The 15,563-nt window shown below is 58.3% G+C and carries 12 protein-coding genes; 9 read left to right on the plus strand and 3 right to left on the minus strand.

Annotated elements, in window-relative coordinates; genetic code table 11:
- Positions 1–211 precede the first annotated feature (211 nt).
- The 3 genes from AC3CHX_RS09840 to AC3CHX_RS09850 all read left to right on the plus strand — a co-directional run bounded on the left by AC3CHX_RS09840 (position 212) and on the right by AC3CHX_RS09850 (position 3,956).
- Positions 212–1,669, plus strand: coding sequence for an efflux transporter outer membrane subunit (locus AC3CHX_RS09840; protein WP_488644787.1), 1,458 nt, complete (start codon positions 212–214; stop codon positions 1,667–1,669).
- Positions 1,670–1,929: 260 nt separating this feature from the next.
- Positions 1,930–2,736, plus strand: coding sequence for an EamA family transporter (locus AC3CHX_RS09845; protein ID WP_488643833.1), 807 nt, complete (start codon positions 1,930–1,932; stop codon positions 2,734–2,736).
- 89 nt (positions 2,737–2,825) lie between these two features.
- Positions 2,826–3,956 (plus strand): NYN domain-containing protein, encoded by a 1,131-nt coding sequence (locus tag AC3CHX_RS09850; RefSeq protein ID WP_488643834.1) that lies wholly within the window; start codon positions 2,826–2,828, stop codon positions 3,954–3,956.
- A 74-nt stretch (positions 3,957–4,030) separates the two neighbouring features.
- Here AC3CHX_RS09850 and AC3CHX_RS09855 read toward each other — a convergent pair whose 3' ends face one another.
- On the minus strand, positions 4,031–4,786 hold the full coding sequence (locus AC3CHX_RS09855; protein WP_488643835.1) for a PP2C family protein-serine/threonine phosphatase: 756 nt from the start codon (positions 4,784–4,786) through the stop codon (positions 4,031–4,033).
- 51 nt (positions 4,787–4,837) lie between these two features.
- On the minus strand, positions 4,838–5,053 hold the full coding sequence (locus AC3CHX_RS09860; RefSeq protein ID WP_488643836.1) for a hypothetical protein: 216 nt from the start codon (positions 5,051–5,053) through the stop codon (positions 4,838–4,840).
- A 340-nt stretch (positions 5,054–5,393) separates the two neighbouring features.
- Here AC3CHX_RS09860 and AC3CHX_RS09865 point away from each other — a divergent pair, with 340 nt between their 5' ends.
- Entirely contained in the window at positions 5,394–7,394 is a 2,001-nt protein-coding gene (locus tag AC3CHX_RS09865; protein ID WP_488643837.1) for a serine/threonine protein kinase, read from the plus strand.
- A gap of 44 nt (positions 7,395–7,438) precedes the next feature.
- Here the strand turns inward: AC3CHX_RS09865 and AC3CHX_RS09870 are convergent, their stop codons facing one another.
- Positions 7,439–8,668 (minus strand): formylglycine-generating enzyme family protein, encoded by a 1,230-nt coding sequence (locus AC3CHX_RS09870; RefSeq protein WP_488643838.1) that lies wholly within the window; start codon positions 8,666–8,668, stop codon positions 7,439–7,441.
- A 488-nt stretch (positions 8,669–9,156) separates the two neighbouring features.
- On the opposite strand from AC3CHX_RS09870, the gene AC3CHX_RS09875 reads away from it, so the two are divergent.
- From AC3CHX_RS09875 to AC3CHX_RS09895, 5 genes are read left to right on the plus strand one after another with little or no spacing between them, the layout of a single operon-like run.
- Positions 9,157–9,582: a DUF4399 domain-containing protein gene (locus AC3CHX_RS09875; protein WP_488643839.1), complete on the plus strand. Its 426-nt coding sequence runs from the start codon at positions 9,157–9,159 to the stop codon at positions 9,580–9,582.
- 59 nt (positions 9,583–9,641) lie between these two features.
- The gene (locus tag AC3CHX_RS09880) at positions 9,642–10,067 is read left to right on the plus strand and encodes a DUF4399 domain-containing protein (RefSeq protein ID WP_488643840.1); all 426 of its coding nucleotides are present in this window, start codon (positions 9,642–9,644) and stop codon (positions 10,065–10,067) included.
- 38 nt (positions 10,068–10,105) lie between these two features.
- A complete protein-coding gene (locus tag AC3CHX_RS09885) occupies positions 10,106–11,521 on the plus strand; it encodes an efflux transporter outer membrane subunit (RefSeq protein ID WP_488643841.1) in 1,416 nt (471 codons plus the stop codon).
- Positions 11,518–14,007 (plus strand): FHA domain-containing protein, encoded by a 2,490-nt coding sequence (locus AC3CHX_RS09890; protein ID WP_488643842.1) that lies wholly within the window; start codon positions 11,518–11,520, stop codon positions 14,005–14,007. Before AC3CHX_RS09885 ends, AC3CHX_RS09890 begins: the two co-directional genes overlap by 4 nt.
- A gap of 12 nt (positions 14,008–14,019) precedes the next feature.
- Positions 14,020–15,393, plus strand: coding sequence for a beta-barrel domain-containing protein (locus AC3CHX_RS09895; RefSeq protein WP_488643843.1), 1,374 nt, complete (start codon positions 14,020–14,022; stop codon positions 15,391–15,393).
- Positions 15,394–15,563 lie beyond the last annotated feature (170 nt).

A 15,563-nucleotide genomic window follows, 5' to 3' on the forward strand; every position in this document is an offset into this window, starting at 1 on the left:
AGTAGATATCGAAATGCAAGTAACTATTTTAAATATCTGACACTTGAGAGGAAATGACAGCATGGGCACACAACTGAGCACGCAAATGAACGGGATTGACATGGCGATCAACCAACATGGCCGGCACGCAAGTGCAAGCTGGGAGCGCGATCTGGATCTGGATCTGGATCTGGATCTGGCGTTGGCGGCCAAAACGCCGCGACACGCGTCGATGCGTGCGACAGCGCGCAAACCGTCGATCACATTCACCATCCTCGCGGCAGCCGTAGTGGCACTGAGCGCATTGATCTCCGGATGCGCAGTCGGGCCCGACTACCGGAAACCGAACGATACCGATCTGTCCGCCTTGCACAACGCCAACATGCTCGCTGCGCGCCAGACAGCTGCGCCCATGCCGCCCCTGGATGTGTGGTGGAACGGATTTCATGATCCGATCCTTTCCGGCATCATCGAGCGCGTCCTGCAACAGAACCTGGATCTGGCGGCCTCGATGGCTCGCGTCGATCAGGCACGCGCTGTCGCGACAGGCGTCGGAGCACAGCGCTTGCCGCAAGGAAATGCGACAAGTGACGTGACCAGGGCGAAACAGTCCCTTAACAGTCCCCTTGGCAAGATCGCCAGCGCCTCGCCCGGCTATCAGCGCACGCAGACTGCTTATGATGTCGGTGTCGGCGCCAGTTGGGAGCTTGACCTGGCTGGCGGCTTGAAACGCGGCAGCGAGGCGGCCAATGCCGAAGAAGAGGCGGCCGAAGCCGATCATGTGGGCGTGCGCATTTCGGTGGCCGCCGAAGCCGCGGATGCGTATTTCCGGATTCGCGGCGCGCAGGCACGCATTGCGCTTGCGGAAAATCAGGTAAAAACCAACGGTCGCCTGCTGGAACTGGTCGGCATTCGTTTGCATGACGGCCTGTCCACCGTCCGCGAACAAGCGCAGGCAGAAGCCCGGCTATCGGAAGCCCGTGCCGCGCTGCCGCCATTCCGCACCGAATTGGAGAAACAGCTGAACCGCCTGGATGTCTTGATGGGTGTGCAGCCGGGCACTTACGCAGCGCAATTAGTGCAGGCCGCCAATACCTCGGTGATCCCGGCGATCGCCGTAGCCGCGAGTCCGACCGAGGTATTGCGCCGGCGTCCGGATGTGATTGCCGCCGAACGCCGTCTGGCCGCGTCGAATGCCAAAATCGGCGTGGCGATGGCGGAATATTATCCCAAGCTATCGTTGTCCGGTCTGCTCGGATTTAGCAGTCTGGGCGCCGCCGGTCTGTTCACGGCAAGCAGCTTTCAGTCCGCAGCCGGTCTCGGCCTGCGTTGGAGATTGTTCGACTTTGGCCGCATCAATGCGGACATCGCGCGCGCCAAAGGTGCCAATAGCGAAGCGTTGATCGGGTATCGCCTCTCCATGTTGCGCGCCACGGAAGACGTCGAAAACGCCATCATGACACTGGCGCAACTGGAAGAGCAAAGTCGTGAACTGGTGCGCGAGGTCGATGCACATCAACGCGCACGCGATGCGTCGGAAGAAGCCTACAAAGGCGGCGCGATCAGCTTGACTGAAGTGCTCGATGAAGACCGTCTGTTGCTGGCGGCAAAAGATCAGCTGGCGCAAGCGCATGCAGATGACGCCCGCGCGGCAGTCGCGACATTCAGGGCGCTCGGGGGCGGTTGGTAAAAATCTGTTCTCCGTTTTCTCTGAGACGACCCCTATTCAGTTCGGGAAATTTGATCGCTCAATAAATCGAATGAATGGCGTAAGTTTTATTCGATTGTACAATTTGTCGATAAGTCTCATCATGTCAGTCCTCCGTATATTTCTTCATTCTTGTAATTCAAAAAAGACAATTCATGCAGCAAGTTTCCGAATCAATACCAGTCTCTGCGGCACCCGGAGGGCAGGGCAAGGCATTCTCAATAGTATGCTTGCTGATCGCAATGGCATCGCTGCAAGGTGGCGCGGCGCTGGCCAAAAGTTTGTTTACAGGTATTGGCGCCGAGGGGGCGACCGCTTTGCGGATCGGGTTCTCGGCAATTTTTTTATGTGCGATCTACCGTCCTTGGCGGCTACCGGCACAGCAGATCGTCTGGCGTCCGATATTGGTTTATGGCACCGCCTTGGGATGCATGAACCTGGCGTTTTACATGTCCTTGAAAACGATACCGCTGGGACCTGCTGTCGCGATCGAATTCAGCGGCCCGCTGGCGGTCGCGATTTTTTACTCGCGCCGTCCGGCCGACCTGGTCTGGCTGGCATTGGCCGCTTTCGGCCTGTTTCTGTTGCTGCCGCTCGGCCAGATCTCGGGCGGGCTGGATATTGGCGGTGTCTTGCTGGCGCTGCTTGCCGGCGCTTGCTGGGCGGTCTACATCGTGTCGGGGAAGAAGGCGGGTGAGGCGAATGGTCGCATGAGCGTGCCGTTAGGTGCTCTCACGGCGGCAATCTTCATATTGCCCATCGGTTTGATACATGCGGGAAGCCAGTTGTTCTCGCTGTCGCTTTTACCGACGGCATTGCTGGTCGCCATTTTTTCATCAACCCTGCCATATAGCCTTGAAATGATGGCATTGACCAGATTGCCGTCCAAAACCTTCAGTACCTTAATGAGCCTTGAGCCGGCATTGGGAGCGGTGTCCGGCTATCTGTTTTTAAAAGAAGGACTGACCGCATCGCAGGGGATAGCCGTGGCTTGTATTATCGTCAGCTCGATTGGCATTACGGGAGCGATTGGCAAGGGCCGGAAATGAGGCCCAATGTGGTTGGGTATAATCAATACGGTGGGCGTTTTGTGCTCAGTCGCTTTGAAATCCAACCCTGATGGAAAGCAATAAACAATATGGCTTCATCCAACGAAAACGTCAGCATGGCGTTGTTCTGTGACTTTGAAAACGTCGCACTCGGCGTGCGCGACGCAAAATACGAGAAGTTCGACATCAAGCCAATACTTGAGCGTCTCCTGCTCAAGGGTAGTATCGTCGTCAAGAAGGCCTACTGTGACTGGGATCGTTACAAAGGTTTCAAGGCGACGATGCATGAGGCCAATTTCGAGTTGATCGAAATTCCGCATGTACGACAGTCGGGCAAGAATTCGGCCGATATTCGTCTGGTCGTGGACGCACTCGACCTGTGTTACACGAAATCGCACGTGAATACATTTGTCATTATCAGTGGCGACTCTGATTTCTCACCGCTGGTTTCCAAGTTGCGCGAGAACGCCAAACAAGTGATCGGTGTCGGTGTCAAACAATCGACCTCCGATCTGCTGATTGCCAACTGCGACGAATTTATTTTTTACGATGACCTGGTGCGTGAGAGTCGGCGCGCGGCGGCCAAACGCGATGCGCGGGAAGCGCAGCCTGCGGCCAAGCGCTCACCCGATGAGGACAAGCGTCGCAAGGAGGAGTTGGAAGGTCGCAAGAGCGAGGCGATCGAAATGGCGGTCGAGACTTTCGATGCGCTGGTATCCGAACGTGGCGACAGCGGCAAGATTTGGGCATCCGTGCTAAAAGAAGCAATCAAGCGCCGCAAGCCTGATTTCAGCGAGTCTTACTATGGCTTCCGTACCTTTGGCAATTTGCTCGAAGAGGCGCAGGCACGCGGTCTGCTCGAATTCGGCCGTGACGAGAAATCGGGCGCTTACGTTTATCGCAGCAACGGCACAACGGTTGCAATTGAGGCTGTGGCCGAGCAGTCAACGGTAGTGCCGGGTGCGCTCGAAGTCGTGGCAGAATCGGAAGTGGCGGAGGAGATCGGCGGCAAGCAGCGTCGCAAGGGGCGTGGAGGCCGCAAGCCGGCGGCAAAGAAAGCGGATGCGGCTTTGGTGCAGGCGACCAATGTGGCAGAGGAAGCACAAGCGGCTATTGAGCCCTCAGCGCAACCCGCAGCGGAAGAAACAGCGGTCAAACCAGCGCGGAAACCAGCCGCGCGTAGCCGTCGCCCGCGGAAGCCGGAAGTGACGAGTGCTTGAACGGGAGGGGCATTGTTGCACGGATGCCTCCGAAGTCCGGTAGGGTGCCAGCGTTTCTGACTTGCGCTGGGGGATTAAAGCGCAGGATTGAGCACGGTCGTGTCGCTACTGTACAAGTCGTCGACGCGCACCACGACAGCCGAAATATTGTCGCGTCCGCCTCTTTTGAGTGCCATGTCAATCAACGCATCCGATGCCTGGTGGCAACTGCCGGGTCCGAGTGCGCTGCGCATTTCCTGTTCGCTCACTTCGTTGCTCAATCCATCGCTGCACAGCAAGAACATATCACCATCGTTGACTTCCATCGTTCCGTGGTCGAGATTCAGTGTGCCGGCGGCGCCGACCGCGCGCGTGATCATGTTGCGAGAGGGGAGATTGTATTCAGAGGCGGGATTACCCTTGGATTTGAGTTCTTCGACCAGGCTGTGATCGCGCGTGAGTTGGGTCAGGTTGCCGCTTCTATAGAGATAAATTCGACTGTCTCCGGCCCATAGGTACGCACAGTAGGGGTCCCACGCGAGCAGGACGACAACCGTGCTGCCGATGATCTGCACCTTGTCGATTGCCGCCTTCGCGCGCAGTTGGCGATTCACGGTTTGGAGGCTGTCCTGCGCATCAGCGACGAATTTCACCAGGCTATCGGGCTGCGGAAGCTGGTTCAAGGCCTCGACCACCATACGGCTCGCAACGTCGCCAAATGCATGTCCGCCCATACCGTCGGCAACCGCCCAGAGTCCGCGCTCAGGTCGGTCGAGGCAGGCATCCTCGTTTATCGCACGGACCAGGCCCACATGCGAGAGCGAGGCCGACGTCCATTTGAATTGGGTCATGAAAAGCCTCAGGGATACAGGCAGGCAAACGGTCGGAGCTACCGGTAATTACTATTTGAGCGGCTTTCCTGGTGATTGCGCACTTGTGCTCACCGGCGGCTTGGAAGTGAAGGCAGGCGGATAGTTGACAATGCGGGTACTGCGAAATATCGTGCTTCCGATAAATGGCTGACGACCGCGAGTACGCGCGCCGCCCGTTATCGCAAGCATTGCCTGGCGATCGAGGTCAACGCTTTCCGCTAGATCTTTAATGACGATGATGGTCATGGCTGCTCCTCAGAAATTTATTAAAATGGCCTAATCCGAGAGATGAATCGGTTTGCTTCAGAATCTCTAATATAAGCCATTTCGACCTTACCCGGCGCATGTCACGTCGCTTGCGATCAGCATCGTTGCGGCGACCGGGCGCAATTTTACAAATCAACAATAAGTGCGCGCGTGAAGTTAGAATACCCTTATCCGGGTGTTTCAATTCAAATGGCCGCTGGTCGTGCAGGTGAGGCAGGTGGGGCAGCAAGATAGGGCGTACCCCGCCTCGCTGCGGCGACTTTGGCATTTGACTAAGAGGAGGGCCTGGCGATGACTCGGGAACTGGGTGTAAAAGCGTATGGCTAATTTTGCGCAAGCGATTCGTGCCTTTCAAAGCAGCGCTCTGTCGCACGAGGATTTTCTTGCCCAGGTTGACCGTGCATTGACAACGGAGCAAGCCAGTCCCGTGCAGCTGTTAGAGATTCTTGGCGAAGAAAACACCAAGATCCCGCTGCCGCATGACGTGTATACGGAGGTGCAGCGACGCATCGAGAGTTTTTCGAAGTTGGGAGCTGGCTCAGGCGCCGACGAAACCCGGGTGCGGAGCAAGGGTCCGGCGTCGGCGCCGGCGGCGCCCAGCGATCAATCTGGCGCTACGTCGGACCGAATGAAGGGTGTCGGCGATACCCTGAATGGGCGCTTCGTGCTTGAGGAATGCATCGGATTCGGCGGTATGGGCATGGTGTACCGAGCGCTCGACCTGCGTAAGCTGGAGGCGTCCGACCGTAAGCCGTACATCGCGATCAAGGTCCTGAATGTCTCTTTCCGTAGTCATCCGAATTCGCTGATCGCACTGCAACGCGAAGCGAAGAAGGCGCAGTCGCTGGCGCATCCGAACATCGTGACCGTGTACGACTTCGATCGCGACGGATCAATTGCTTACCTGACCATGGAATATTTGTCGGGGAAACCATTGAGCCAGACGCTGCGGATGCCGGGCTTTACCGGCATGCCCTATGCTGAGGCACTGCGCATCGTCAACGGCATGGGCCGGGCCTTGGCGTATGCGCACGAACGCGGGTTTGTCCACTGCGACTTCAAACCTGCCAATGTCATTGTGACGGATAAGGGTGAACTGAAAGTCATCGATTTCGGTATCGCGCGCGTCTTTCATAAATCAGAGGAGGACGTGGAGGCCACCGTGTTTGATGCCGGCAGTCTCGGCGGGCTGACACCGGCATATGCAAGTCCGGAGATGCTTGAGCATTGCGAACCGGATCCGCGCGATGACATCTACGCGCTGGCTTGCATCACATATGAACTGTTGACAGGACGCCATCCCTTCGATCGCTTGTCCGCGATCCAGGCGCGTGGCGCAGGCATGCGACCGCAACGGCCAAAAAATCTGGGCCAAGGGCAATGGCGCGCTTTGAAGGCCGCGCTGTCGTTCGATCGCCAGACGCGAACACCTACAGTGACACGTTTCCTGCGGGAAATGAGTGTGGAACGCCAGGCAGCGCGCTACATTGCACTGGCAACCGTGAGCGTGGTGGCGGGGCTGCTGTTCGCCGGCGGCCTCTACTACTTTTGGGATGCCCGGAGCGGCAGCCAGCGCGCGGACCTGGCAGCGCCGCCGAAAAATGTGCCGCAAGCCATGCCGCAAGTGGCGCCGCCCGCAGTGCCGCTCTCCATCGCATCGATTCAGCCGATTCTTGCGCGCGTCCCATGTTCGGCCCTGGCGCCTTCGGTGCACGATCATGCGCTGCGGGTGCAGGGATATATTCCGAAGAGTTTTGGCATCGCACGTCTCAAGGACATGTTAAAAGCAGCCCCCGGAGTGCAAAACCTGAACCTTGATGTGCAGCAGGTGAGCGATAGCGAATGCGATGTGATCAATGCGTTTGCACCCTATTGGGTCCTGAATCAGCAAGCAGGACGGGCCGCCTCGATTCGCGTGAAAGGACCCGGTGTGGAACTGACGGAGGGCGACCCGTTAATCGTCGACATTACCACGGCTGGATACGACTCCTACGTGTATGTCGACTATTACGCGCTGGATGGTAATGTGGCGCATCTGGTGCCAAATTCGCGCACCAGGGACAATCAGGCGCCGCCCAACTATACGGCCGCCATCGGAAGCCTCGGGAACTGGGTCATTGCGAAGCCGTTCGGAACCGAACTCATCGTGCTTCTGACCACACCCGTAGCGCTGTTTGACGGCATCAGCCCGGAATCCGGATCCAGATCGGACTACTTGCGAGCGATAGAAAAAAAGCTGGGGCCGCTGGCCGCCAAATACGGGCGCGAACGCATCATGGTTGATTTCGTTCAAATTACGACCAAGGCCCGAAATAAGTAATGCAGCGAGTAGATACGTTGTTCAAAGTCAACTGCTTGAAATAATTATTTGAGATCCCTTGCCACCCGAAATCCATTCTGCGAGTCACGCACGCTGGCATCATATTTGAAGCGGGTGGTCGACGTCATGTAGCTTGCCCCGTCGCGCCATGATCCACCCCGTATCACGCGCACGTTGCAATTTGCTTCATCCCAGGCGCGGCCGTCGGCAGGCGCACCCTTGTAGGAACTGTGCCAGCAGTCGCTCACCCATTCCCAGACGTTGCCATTCATGTCGTACAGTCCGTATGGATTGGCGGCAAAGGAGCCTACATTGGCCGGCCCATCCTGACGCCATGGCTGGCCGCAGTCCTTGCAGTTTGCGGTACCGTTGCGCATTTGCTCGCCCCACCAATAGCGCGTCGAACTTCCTCCGCGCGCCGCGTACTCCCACTCGGCCTCGGTCGGCAACCGGTAGGGTTTGCCACTGACCTTGCTCAGCCAGTTCACATACTGTTGCGCGTTGTCCCAGCTGACATCGCGCGCAGGGCTATTCTTCGAGGCGGCATCGGTCGTAATGCGGGGGCATGCGTCAGCATCGGCACAAGCATTCCACTGCTCAACGCTGACTGCATATTTTCCGATTGCAAAAGGCGCGCCAATCGCTACGTGGTGTGCCGGTCGTTCCGATAGATCGCCCGAATTGCTTCCCATCATGAATGATGCCCGCCCGGGCAATTTGATCAGCACCGGGCAGGCAGGACAATCCTTGAGCTCACTGACGGCGGCATTCATGGCCGGCGATTTTTCCGCCAGCGGGGGTGCCGCAGGCGCCGGCTCCTGCGCAGCTTTCGCGGCTGGTGCCGGACGAGCCCGCTCCACGGGCGCTTTCGCGAGGGGACGCATCCGTTCCTGTGGCACTTTGGGGGCAGGCGCCGGAGCGGCACGTTCCGGGGCTGCCTCGACCTTGGGTGCCGCTGCGCGCAGCCGTTCAAGGCGCGACCGCGCCAGGGCTGCAAAATGACCTTTTGGGTACTCCTGCAGATACGCCTCGTAATCGCTGGCGTGGTTGCTATCCTTGATCGATTCCCAGAAGGTGAGTTCGTACTGCTCGGCACTGTCTTTCGGGAGCACTCCCGCTAGCAGGAGGGCAGGGGAGCGGCTATCCGGGTCGACTGGAAGCAGCGCTTCCCGGTAGACATTGCCGGCCGCGGGAATGACGCGCGCGACCGGTCCGCCAACTTCATGCGCTGTGATGGCGGCCGTTGCCTCCGTCCGGGAAACAAGCCCGAACAAGCAAGCAATCAATATGCAAACATTGAATAGTTTTCGGCACACGACTGGCCTTCGACTGATGGATTCGCATTCCGCCTGCGCAAACAAACGGAAGAGCCCTAGGAGCCTGTCGGACTTAGGGAGAATCGGCTGCAAAAGCGCCTGAGCGGTCCATATTTCACTGATTTTTTGGTCAATAGTCCCGCTATTGACACAAAAAATCAGCAAAATCTGTCCGCGCTCAGCCACTTTTTCGCTTCGATTCCCTAAGTCCGACAGGCTCCTAGCGTACGGGATTCGTTTAGTAATTGATTATTGAATTCTTGCGCATTATTCTGTTTACATCAACATATGGATGAATGTTTCCGCTAAATTTTGTTTACGCTGAAACGCGGTGCCACAGAACGCTGGCAGCAATAGCTGGTCGTTCTCTCACAAAGGCGATTGCGCACGCCGTTGATGCTTCTGTGCAGATTCGATGCAGGTAATTTTCCGGGAGGATGCATAGCATGCGAACAGCAATCATTAGCGCCGTTCTGGCTCTCGCGGTTCTGGCGCTCGCACCCGCGTTCGCCGCGCGGACCGCGTCGCCCGAGAATGCAGAAGCTTACATAATCTGGCCTGCCGATGGTACGGTGATTCATGGCGGCAAGTTTTGGGTGCGCATGGGTCTGCGCAATATGGGCGTTTGTCCGAAAGGGGTCAACCTTCCCAATGTGGGCCACCATCACCTGGTGATCGATGCGGATCTGCCGGCAATGGACGAACAAATTCCATCCGACCGCAATCATCTCCATTTTGGTGCAGGCGAGACCGAGGCGCGCATTGAGTTGCCGCCGGGAAAGCATACCTTGCAGTTACTGCTGGGAGATCATGACCACATGCCCCACGATCCTCCCGTGTATTCGAAAAAGATCTCGATCATCGTGCGCTGAGGAATGGGCGCGCTTGCTTGGGCCGCAATCTTGTATTCAGGAAACGCAGGGAGGACTCCATGTATAAAATATTCGCTGGCGCTGCATTCGGGGTCTTCTTTTGGTTGAGTCTTGCATGGGCGGACGGCACGCCGGCTCCCGCGAATGCCTTCGTGTATATCGGCTGGCCGACCGACGGTCAAGTCGTTGCGGCGGGTAAGCCGTTCCGGGTGTGGTTTGGGTTGCGCAATATGGGCGTCGCGCCAAAAGATGTGAAGTTCCCGAGAACCGGCCATCACCACCTGCTGATCGATACGGACTTGCCGCCGTTGGACCAGGAAATCCCGTCGGACAGGAATCACCTGCATTTCGGCGCGGGTCAAACGGAGACTACATTGGAATTGCCGCCGGGAAAGCATACCTTGCAATTGCTGATGGGCGACGATAAACACGTGCCCCACAATCCGCCGATCTATTCGAAAAAAATCACGATAACAGTCAAGTAAGCAGTCAAGTAAGGCGGCATTCAGGGCGAAAGACGGCGATGGAAAACACAGCAACTTTTTGTCGACGCAGGCAGTTTCTTGTTGCCGGTTTTTGCGCTGGTTTTTTATGCGCTTGTGCCGACGTCAGCATGCCGGAATACCGCCGTCCCGACAGCCCCGACAAATCCTCGTGGTCGCGCCCGACAGCGGTCTCGGCATCCGCGACGATCAACCAGGATTGGTGGAAGGAATTCCGGAATCCCTATCTGAATACACTCGTCAACAATGCCATCACGGGTAGCTTCGACCTGAAGATTCTGGCTGCACGTATCCGGGTTGCCGGCGCGCAAATCGGCGAGGCGCGCGCGGGCGCGTTGCCGACCCTGGATGCAGGCGCCGGCGCAAGCTTTGAAAAAAGCACCGGGCAGAATTTCTCAAAACAATTCAACGTGGCGACCCAGGTCAATTGGGACATAGACATTTGGGGCAAGGTCGAAAAAGGCGTTCAGGCACAGACCGCCGAGTTCCGCGCCTCGGAGGCGGACTGGCGCGCGGGATATCTGACGCTGATTGCGGATGTGTCGACTGCTTATTTCCAGATTCTTCAGTTTGACGAACAAATTGATCAGCAGCAACATACCCTGGAGAAGAACAAGCAGATATTGGCCATCTATGAGGCCATGCTCGGGAATGGATTGTTGCCCAACACGCGGGTACTGCAACAACGCGCCGAGATACATCGACTGACCAACGATCTGCTGGAACTCCATCGCTTGCGCGACCTGGCTGACAATGCGCTGGCCACCTTGATGGGCGTGCCGGCAGGGACATTCAAAGTCCCGGCCGGTCATCTGCAGCAAAACGTCCAGCTGCCGGTGGTACCCGAAGGCCTGCCTTCCCAACTGCTCAAGCGCAGGCCCGATGTGATTGCGGCAGAGTATCGGGTCCTGGAGGCCTACAATCTGACAGGACAAGCAAAGCTGGCGCAATTGCCCACGATCAGTCTGACCGGACGGGGCGGGTCTTCCAGCTTTGCCCTCCTCGATTTGCTGAAATCCTTCACATTCGGTTTTCTGCCCAGCATCAACTTTCCTATCCTGGACCCGAGCGTCAAGGCGCACGTCAAGACCACCGAAGCGCAGACCCAGGTCGCCGAACAGCAGTATCGGCGGGCCGTCATTGGCGCTTTTGAAGAAGTCGAAAATGCCCTTGTGAATCTGGATGCGCATAAAAAGCAGAAGGTCGAATTGCAGCAGCAGGTCGATCATTTGAGAGTGGTTGCCGTTCAGATCGAAGCGCAGCTCAAGGAAGGCCTGGTGTCTCAACTGGATGTGTTCGAGACCGAGCGCTCGCTATTGGGGGCGCAACTCGCACTGTTGGCGAATCACCAGCAGATCCTGTCCGACACGGTCACGCTGTATAAAGCACTGGGCGGAGGCTGGCCGACCGTTGAAGTCAGGAACGCCAGTCAATGAATGCCCAGTCGACACCGGCTCCTGACGAAGCACCGCTTGCGCCTACCGATTTGCCCGCGACAGCAGAGCAGAAATTCAATACCGTGCTCAAGCCGCTGTCCCATCCGGAATTGGAGGATATCTGCATCGATGAGAATTTGTTTGCCATCGGGCGCAGCGAAGCCCCATTCGCGTCTTACGCGCCCGACATCGTGATCAACCTGTCGCGCCGGCACGCAAGAATCTTTTCCGAGTACGGCGCCGTCTACATCGCCGATCTGGACAGCAAGAACGGGACCACCGTGAACGGCGTCGACGTCCGCCAGAAAATCGTCCGTCTGCAGCAAGGCGACGAGATCTGCTTCGGCAATGCGCTGTCGTATCGGGTGCAGCTGAACGCGCGCGTGCAGACGCCGGGACGCGCGCTGAAACTCGTCAGCCTGACGCTGACTCCCGAGCGCGGCGATGCCGGACTCGAGCCGATTCTCGTTAACCAGTTCCCGTTTCTGATCAGCAAAGCGGACGCGATTTTTTCGTGCTACAAGGACGCCCACCCGCACCAGGTGAACTATATCTCGCGGCGCCATGCCCATATTTTCCTGAAAGGCGGCACCCCTTTCGTCGAGGACCTGGGGAGCACCAACGGCACTTTCGTCGCCGGCAAACGCCTCGACGAGCACGCCGTTGCGTTAGCGGACGGCGACTCAATCGCATTCGGCGGGCATTATTTTAACTACAAAGTGAGTGTGCAACGTGAAGAGTCCGCGGCAGAGCCGACCATGACGAAGCTGAGCCCGGCCGCTGCGCTGCCTTCCGGCGATGTGGATAAGACCACGTTTGTCGCCGCCGCAGGCTCGTTCCTTGACATATTCTGTGTCGAGCACGCGCAGGACGATGAAGTCAATCACGAGGCGTTGCCGCAGGCCGACGATGCCAGGAAAAAATCCGACCAGCCGCGCGGAAAATTCGGCATCTTCATCGCGGAACTGAGCGAGGCCCTGGCGGGAGGCGAACGCAAGAGCATCCGGCACGCGTTCTGGTGGGGGACAGGGCTGGCAGCGCTGCTGGCACTGGTGGCGTTGCTGCAGTATCACAGCGGAGCGTCCGAACGGGAGTTGAAGAACCTGATGGCAAGCGGCGACTACGGTCGGGCGGCGACGGTCGCCAACGAGTACCTGGAGCGTTTTCCCGACAATGCCGACGTCAAGGCGCAGAGCACCGAAGCGCTACTCAAAGCGAACGTGCCGCAGTGGCTGAGCATGTTGAAAACCCGCGAATTCGATCGCGCCGGCGCGGTCCTCGCCAACATGAAAAAACTCAGTACCCATAATGCGGACGTACAGCCGTTGGTGAGTGAGCTCGAATGGATCGGTAATCTTGAGAAATTCGTGGCGGTCCAGGGCGGCGTGGATGCGCCGATTCGCATCTACGCGGATGAGCAAAAGATCAAGGCCCTGGTCCAGCGCTGGAACGAAGACCCGATGGAACACCAGCGCGCGCTCGCCGGAATCCTGTCCTATGTTCCGGAATTCAAGGATACCTACGCCGCTGCGCTCAGCCATCTGCGTAAACTCCAGAGTGACGATTCAGTGTATCTGGCTGCGATAGAGCGCTTGAAGACGGCCATCGGCACCGAGCTCAACCGGGATCACCCTGAAGCGCTGGAACCGGTCCTGAAGGAGTATGCGGAGAAATATCCCCGGATCGGCGGCCTGGAAAACCTGCGTCAGGACTTGCGTCAGTACATCGACATCACCAACAACCTGCGCGCCGGAAACCTGGGCGCACTCATCGTTCTTCTAGCCAATGCCCGGTTCTCCAGCCCGCCGTTTCAGGCCAGGTTCAGGACTCTGGCAGCCAGTAGCCGGTTTCCGCCTGCGGAGGTCGTCGGTCAGTATCAAGCCATATCGAAGGCTTGGCGCGCGGGGGACGTCAAGCAGGCCTTCGCCGGTTTGCAAAAGATGGCCGCGGGTCCTTGGGCGGAGCTGGCCACAAGGCAGCTGCAACACAAGACCGCGATCGTCGAACAGTTTTCGGCGCTGCAAAAGGCGCGCGGCGCCCAGGGGTACGATGAGCGCCTTCTGTCGTTTTACGGATCGCTCGATCCTGAGGAAGACGCCTACTTCATCCGGGCTTCCGCGGCCGATATCGGGCTGTACAAGGACAAAGCACTCAAGCGGGCGCAGGACCTGTCTAGCCGGGCCCAGGCGCTGTGGCAGCAATATCGGGAGAACGGCGCCATTGCAGGGGGGCAGCGGCTGGAGGAACAGATATCGCCGCAGTTCAGAACACAGGCCCGCTTGCTGGCGGAGGCGTATGGAGACGTGCAGCAAGGCATGCGCATCTATACCCAGCTGAAAACGGCGTATCCCGCAGAATGGCGCAAGGTTCAGGAAGAGATCACAGCAGAAGCAGAACAGCAGCGCAGGTCCTTGCTGGAACTCAGCACGGTGTTGGAGCCCGGACTGTTGAAGGCAAAGCTGGCGCTGCTAAACAGTCAGCCATGATTGGAAAATAGCATGCGCAACGAGAATCGCCCGAGACCGTTGACCGAGGCACTTGAGGATCACAGCGCCGAAGGCATCGAGTTACTGAGCGCGGAACCCTGGCGCTTTACCTATGCCACCGTGATTACGATGGTCGCGTTGCTGCTGGCGGCTTTGGTCTGGTCGTTTTTCGGGCGCGCCGATGTGATCGTGACGGCGCCGGGGACGCTCGTGCCCGAGTCGGAAGTGCGGCGGTTTTATGCGCCGGTCGACGGCGAACTGGCAAATCTCTACATCGCCGAGGGCCAGCCGGTATCGAAGGGCGACGTGCTGGCCAGGCTGAACGCCAGGGGCGCGGTCGAGGCAGCGACGAATGCGCTCGACGCCCGGTTGAAGCTTGAAAACGCCGAGCGGGAATGGCAGGAATTCCCGGAAAAAAAAGCGCTGATGGAGCGCAAGGCGGCGGCATTGAAGCAGGCCATGGAACTGGAAGAACATCAGCACCAGAAGCGCGTCGCGGAAGGAACCTCCAAGCTGTCAGAAGGGCAGAGAGCGCAAGTCCAGGAAGCGCGCACCAATCTTGACGACGCGCGTCGGGCCAGCGCCGCTGCCAGGGAAGAGGCCGACAAATACGCGCGGCTATTCGCGCTGCCCGGCGGCGGCGGGGTATCGCAGCTTCAGGTCGAAAGCAAAAAGAACGCTCTCCTGGCGGCCGAAAACGCCATTCGCGTGGCGCAGTCAAGACTCAGCGAACTGGGCGCACGACAAGGTCTGGAATCGGCACAGGCCAAGGCGCAGCTGGAGACGAGCGGCCAGGAACTCTCCAAACTGCGCCTGCAGTACGAAGCGGCCACGCGCGAGGCCTCCAACGCAGAAGACAAGCTGCAGCTGCAGCTGCAGACGGCGCGTCTGGTGTCCGACGCCGCCGCCAGAATCCGGTTTGAAAACATCGACAAGGACAATTTTCTGCTGATCGTCGCGCCGGTAGACGGCGTCATCACGGACGTCACTGCCACCCAGTTGGGGGACAAGGTTCAGGCGAACACGCCGCTCGGCGGCATTGCACCGAAAAACGCGCGCCCTATTCTCAAGATCGAGATCGCCGAGTACGACCGGGGCTTCTTGCGGGAAGGCCTTCCGGTCAAGCTGAAATTCAATGCGTTTCCCTATCAACGGTATGGCCTCATCAACGGCACGCTGGAATATATCTCACCGGCCACCAAGCCGGCGCCGCAAACCAAACAGCCGGTGTACGAAGGGCGCGTGGCGCTTGAGCGGGACCATTACCTGGTCGCGGATAAAAAGTACCCCTTGCGCTATGGCATGAATGCATCCGTAGAAATTGTGGTCCGCGAGCGCCGCCTGATCGACCTCGCCCTGGACCCGTTCCGGCAGGTTGGGGGGTGACGGCGTTGTTGCACGGATAAGAACATGATGGTTGATGCCAGCGAGCAATTGGTTGGTTTTTGGCAATCTTGCCTCTGGCACCGGCCGGTTTGATTCGCGGATGCGTCCATTGCAAACGGGGGCACCGTAACCTAGACTCAAAAATAGGGCGGCGGAAGCGTGATCAGGAC

The organism is Glaciimonas sp. OK215 (assembly GCF_057787885.1).

Coding starts and splice junctions, on each gene's coding strand:
- AC3CHX_RS09840 (WP_488644787.1), top strand. CDS start 212: ATGCGTGCGACAGCGCGCAAACCGTCGATCACATTCACCATCCTCGCG.
- AC3CHX_RS09845 (WP_488643833.1), top strand. CDS start 1,930: ATGGCATCGCTGCAAGGTGGCGCGGCGCTGGCCAAAAGTTTGTTTACA.
- AC3CHX_RS09850 (WP_488643834.1), top strand. CDS start 2,826: ATGGCTTCATCCAACGAAAACGTCAGCATGGCGTTGTTCTGTGACTTT.
- AC3CHX_RS09855 (WP_488643835.1), bottom strand. CDS start 4,786: ATGACCCAATTCAAATGGACGTCGGCCTCGCTCTCGCATGTGGGCCTG.
- AC3CHX_RS09860 (WP_488643836.1), bottom strand. CDS start 5,053: ATGACCATCATCGTCATTAAAGATCTAGCGGAAAGCGTTGACCTCGAT.
- AC3CHX_RS09865 (WP_488643837.1), top strand. CDS start 5,394: ATGGCTAATTTTGCGCAAGCGATTCGTGCCTTTCAAAGCAGCGCTCTG.
- AC3CHX_RS09875 (WP_488643839.1), top strand. CDS start 9,157: ATGCGAACAGCAATCATTAGCGCCGTTCTGGCTCTCGCGGTTCTGGCG.
- AC3CHX_RS09880 (WP_488643840.1), top strand. CDS start 9,642: ATGTATAAAATATTCGCTGGCGCTGCATTCGGGGTCTTCTTTTGGTTG.
- AC3CHX_RS09885 (WP_488643841.1), top strand. CDS start 10,106: ATGGAAAACACAGCAACTTTTTGTCGACGCAGGCAGTTTCTTGTTGCC.
- AC3CHX_RS09890 (WP_488643842.1), top strand. CDS start 11,518: ATGAATGCCCAGTCGACACCGGCTCCTGACGAAGCACCGCTTGCGCCT.
- AC3CHX_RS09895 (WP_488643843.1), top strand. CDS start 14,020: ATGCGCAACGAGAATCGCCCGAGACCGTTGACCGAGGCACTTGAGGAT.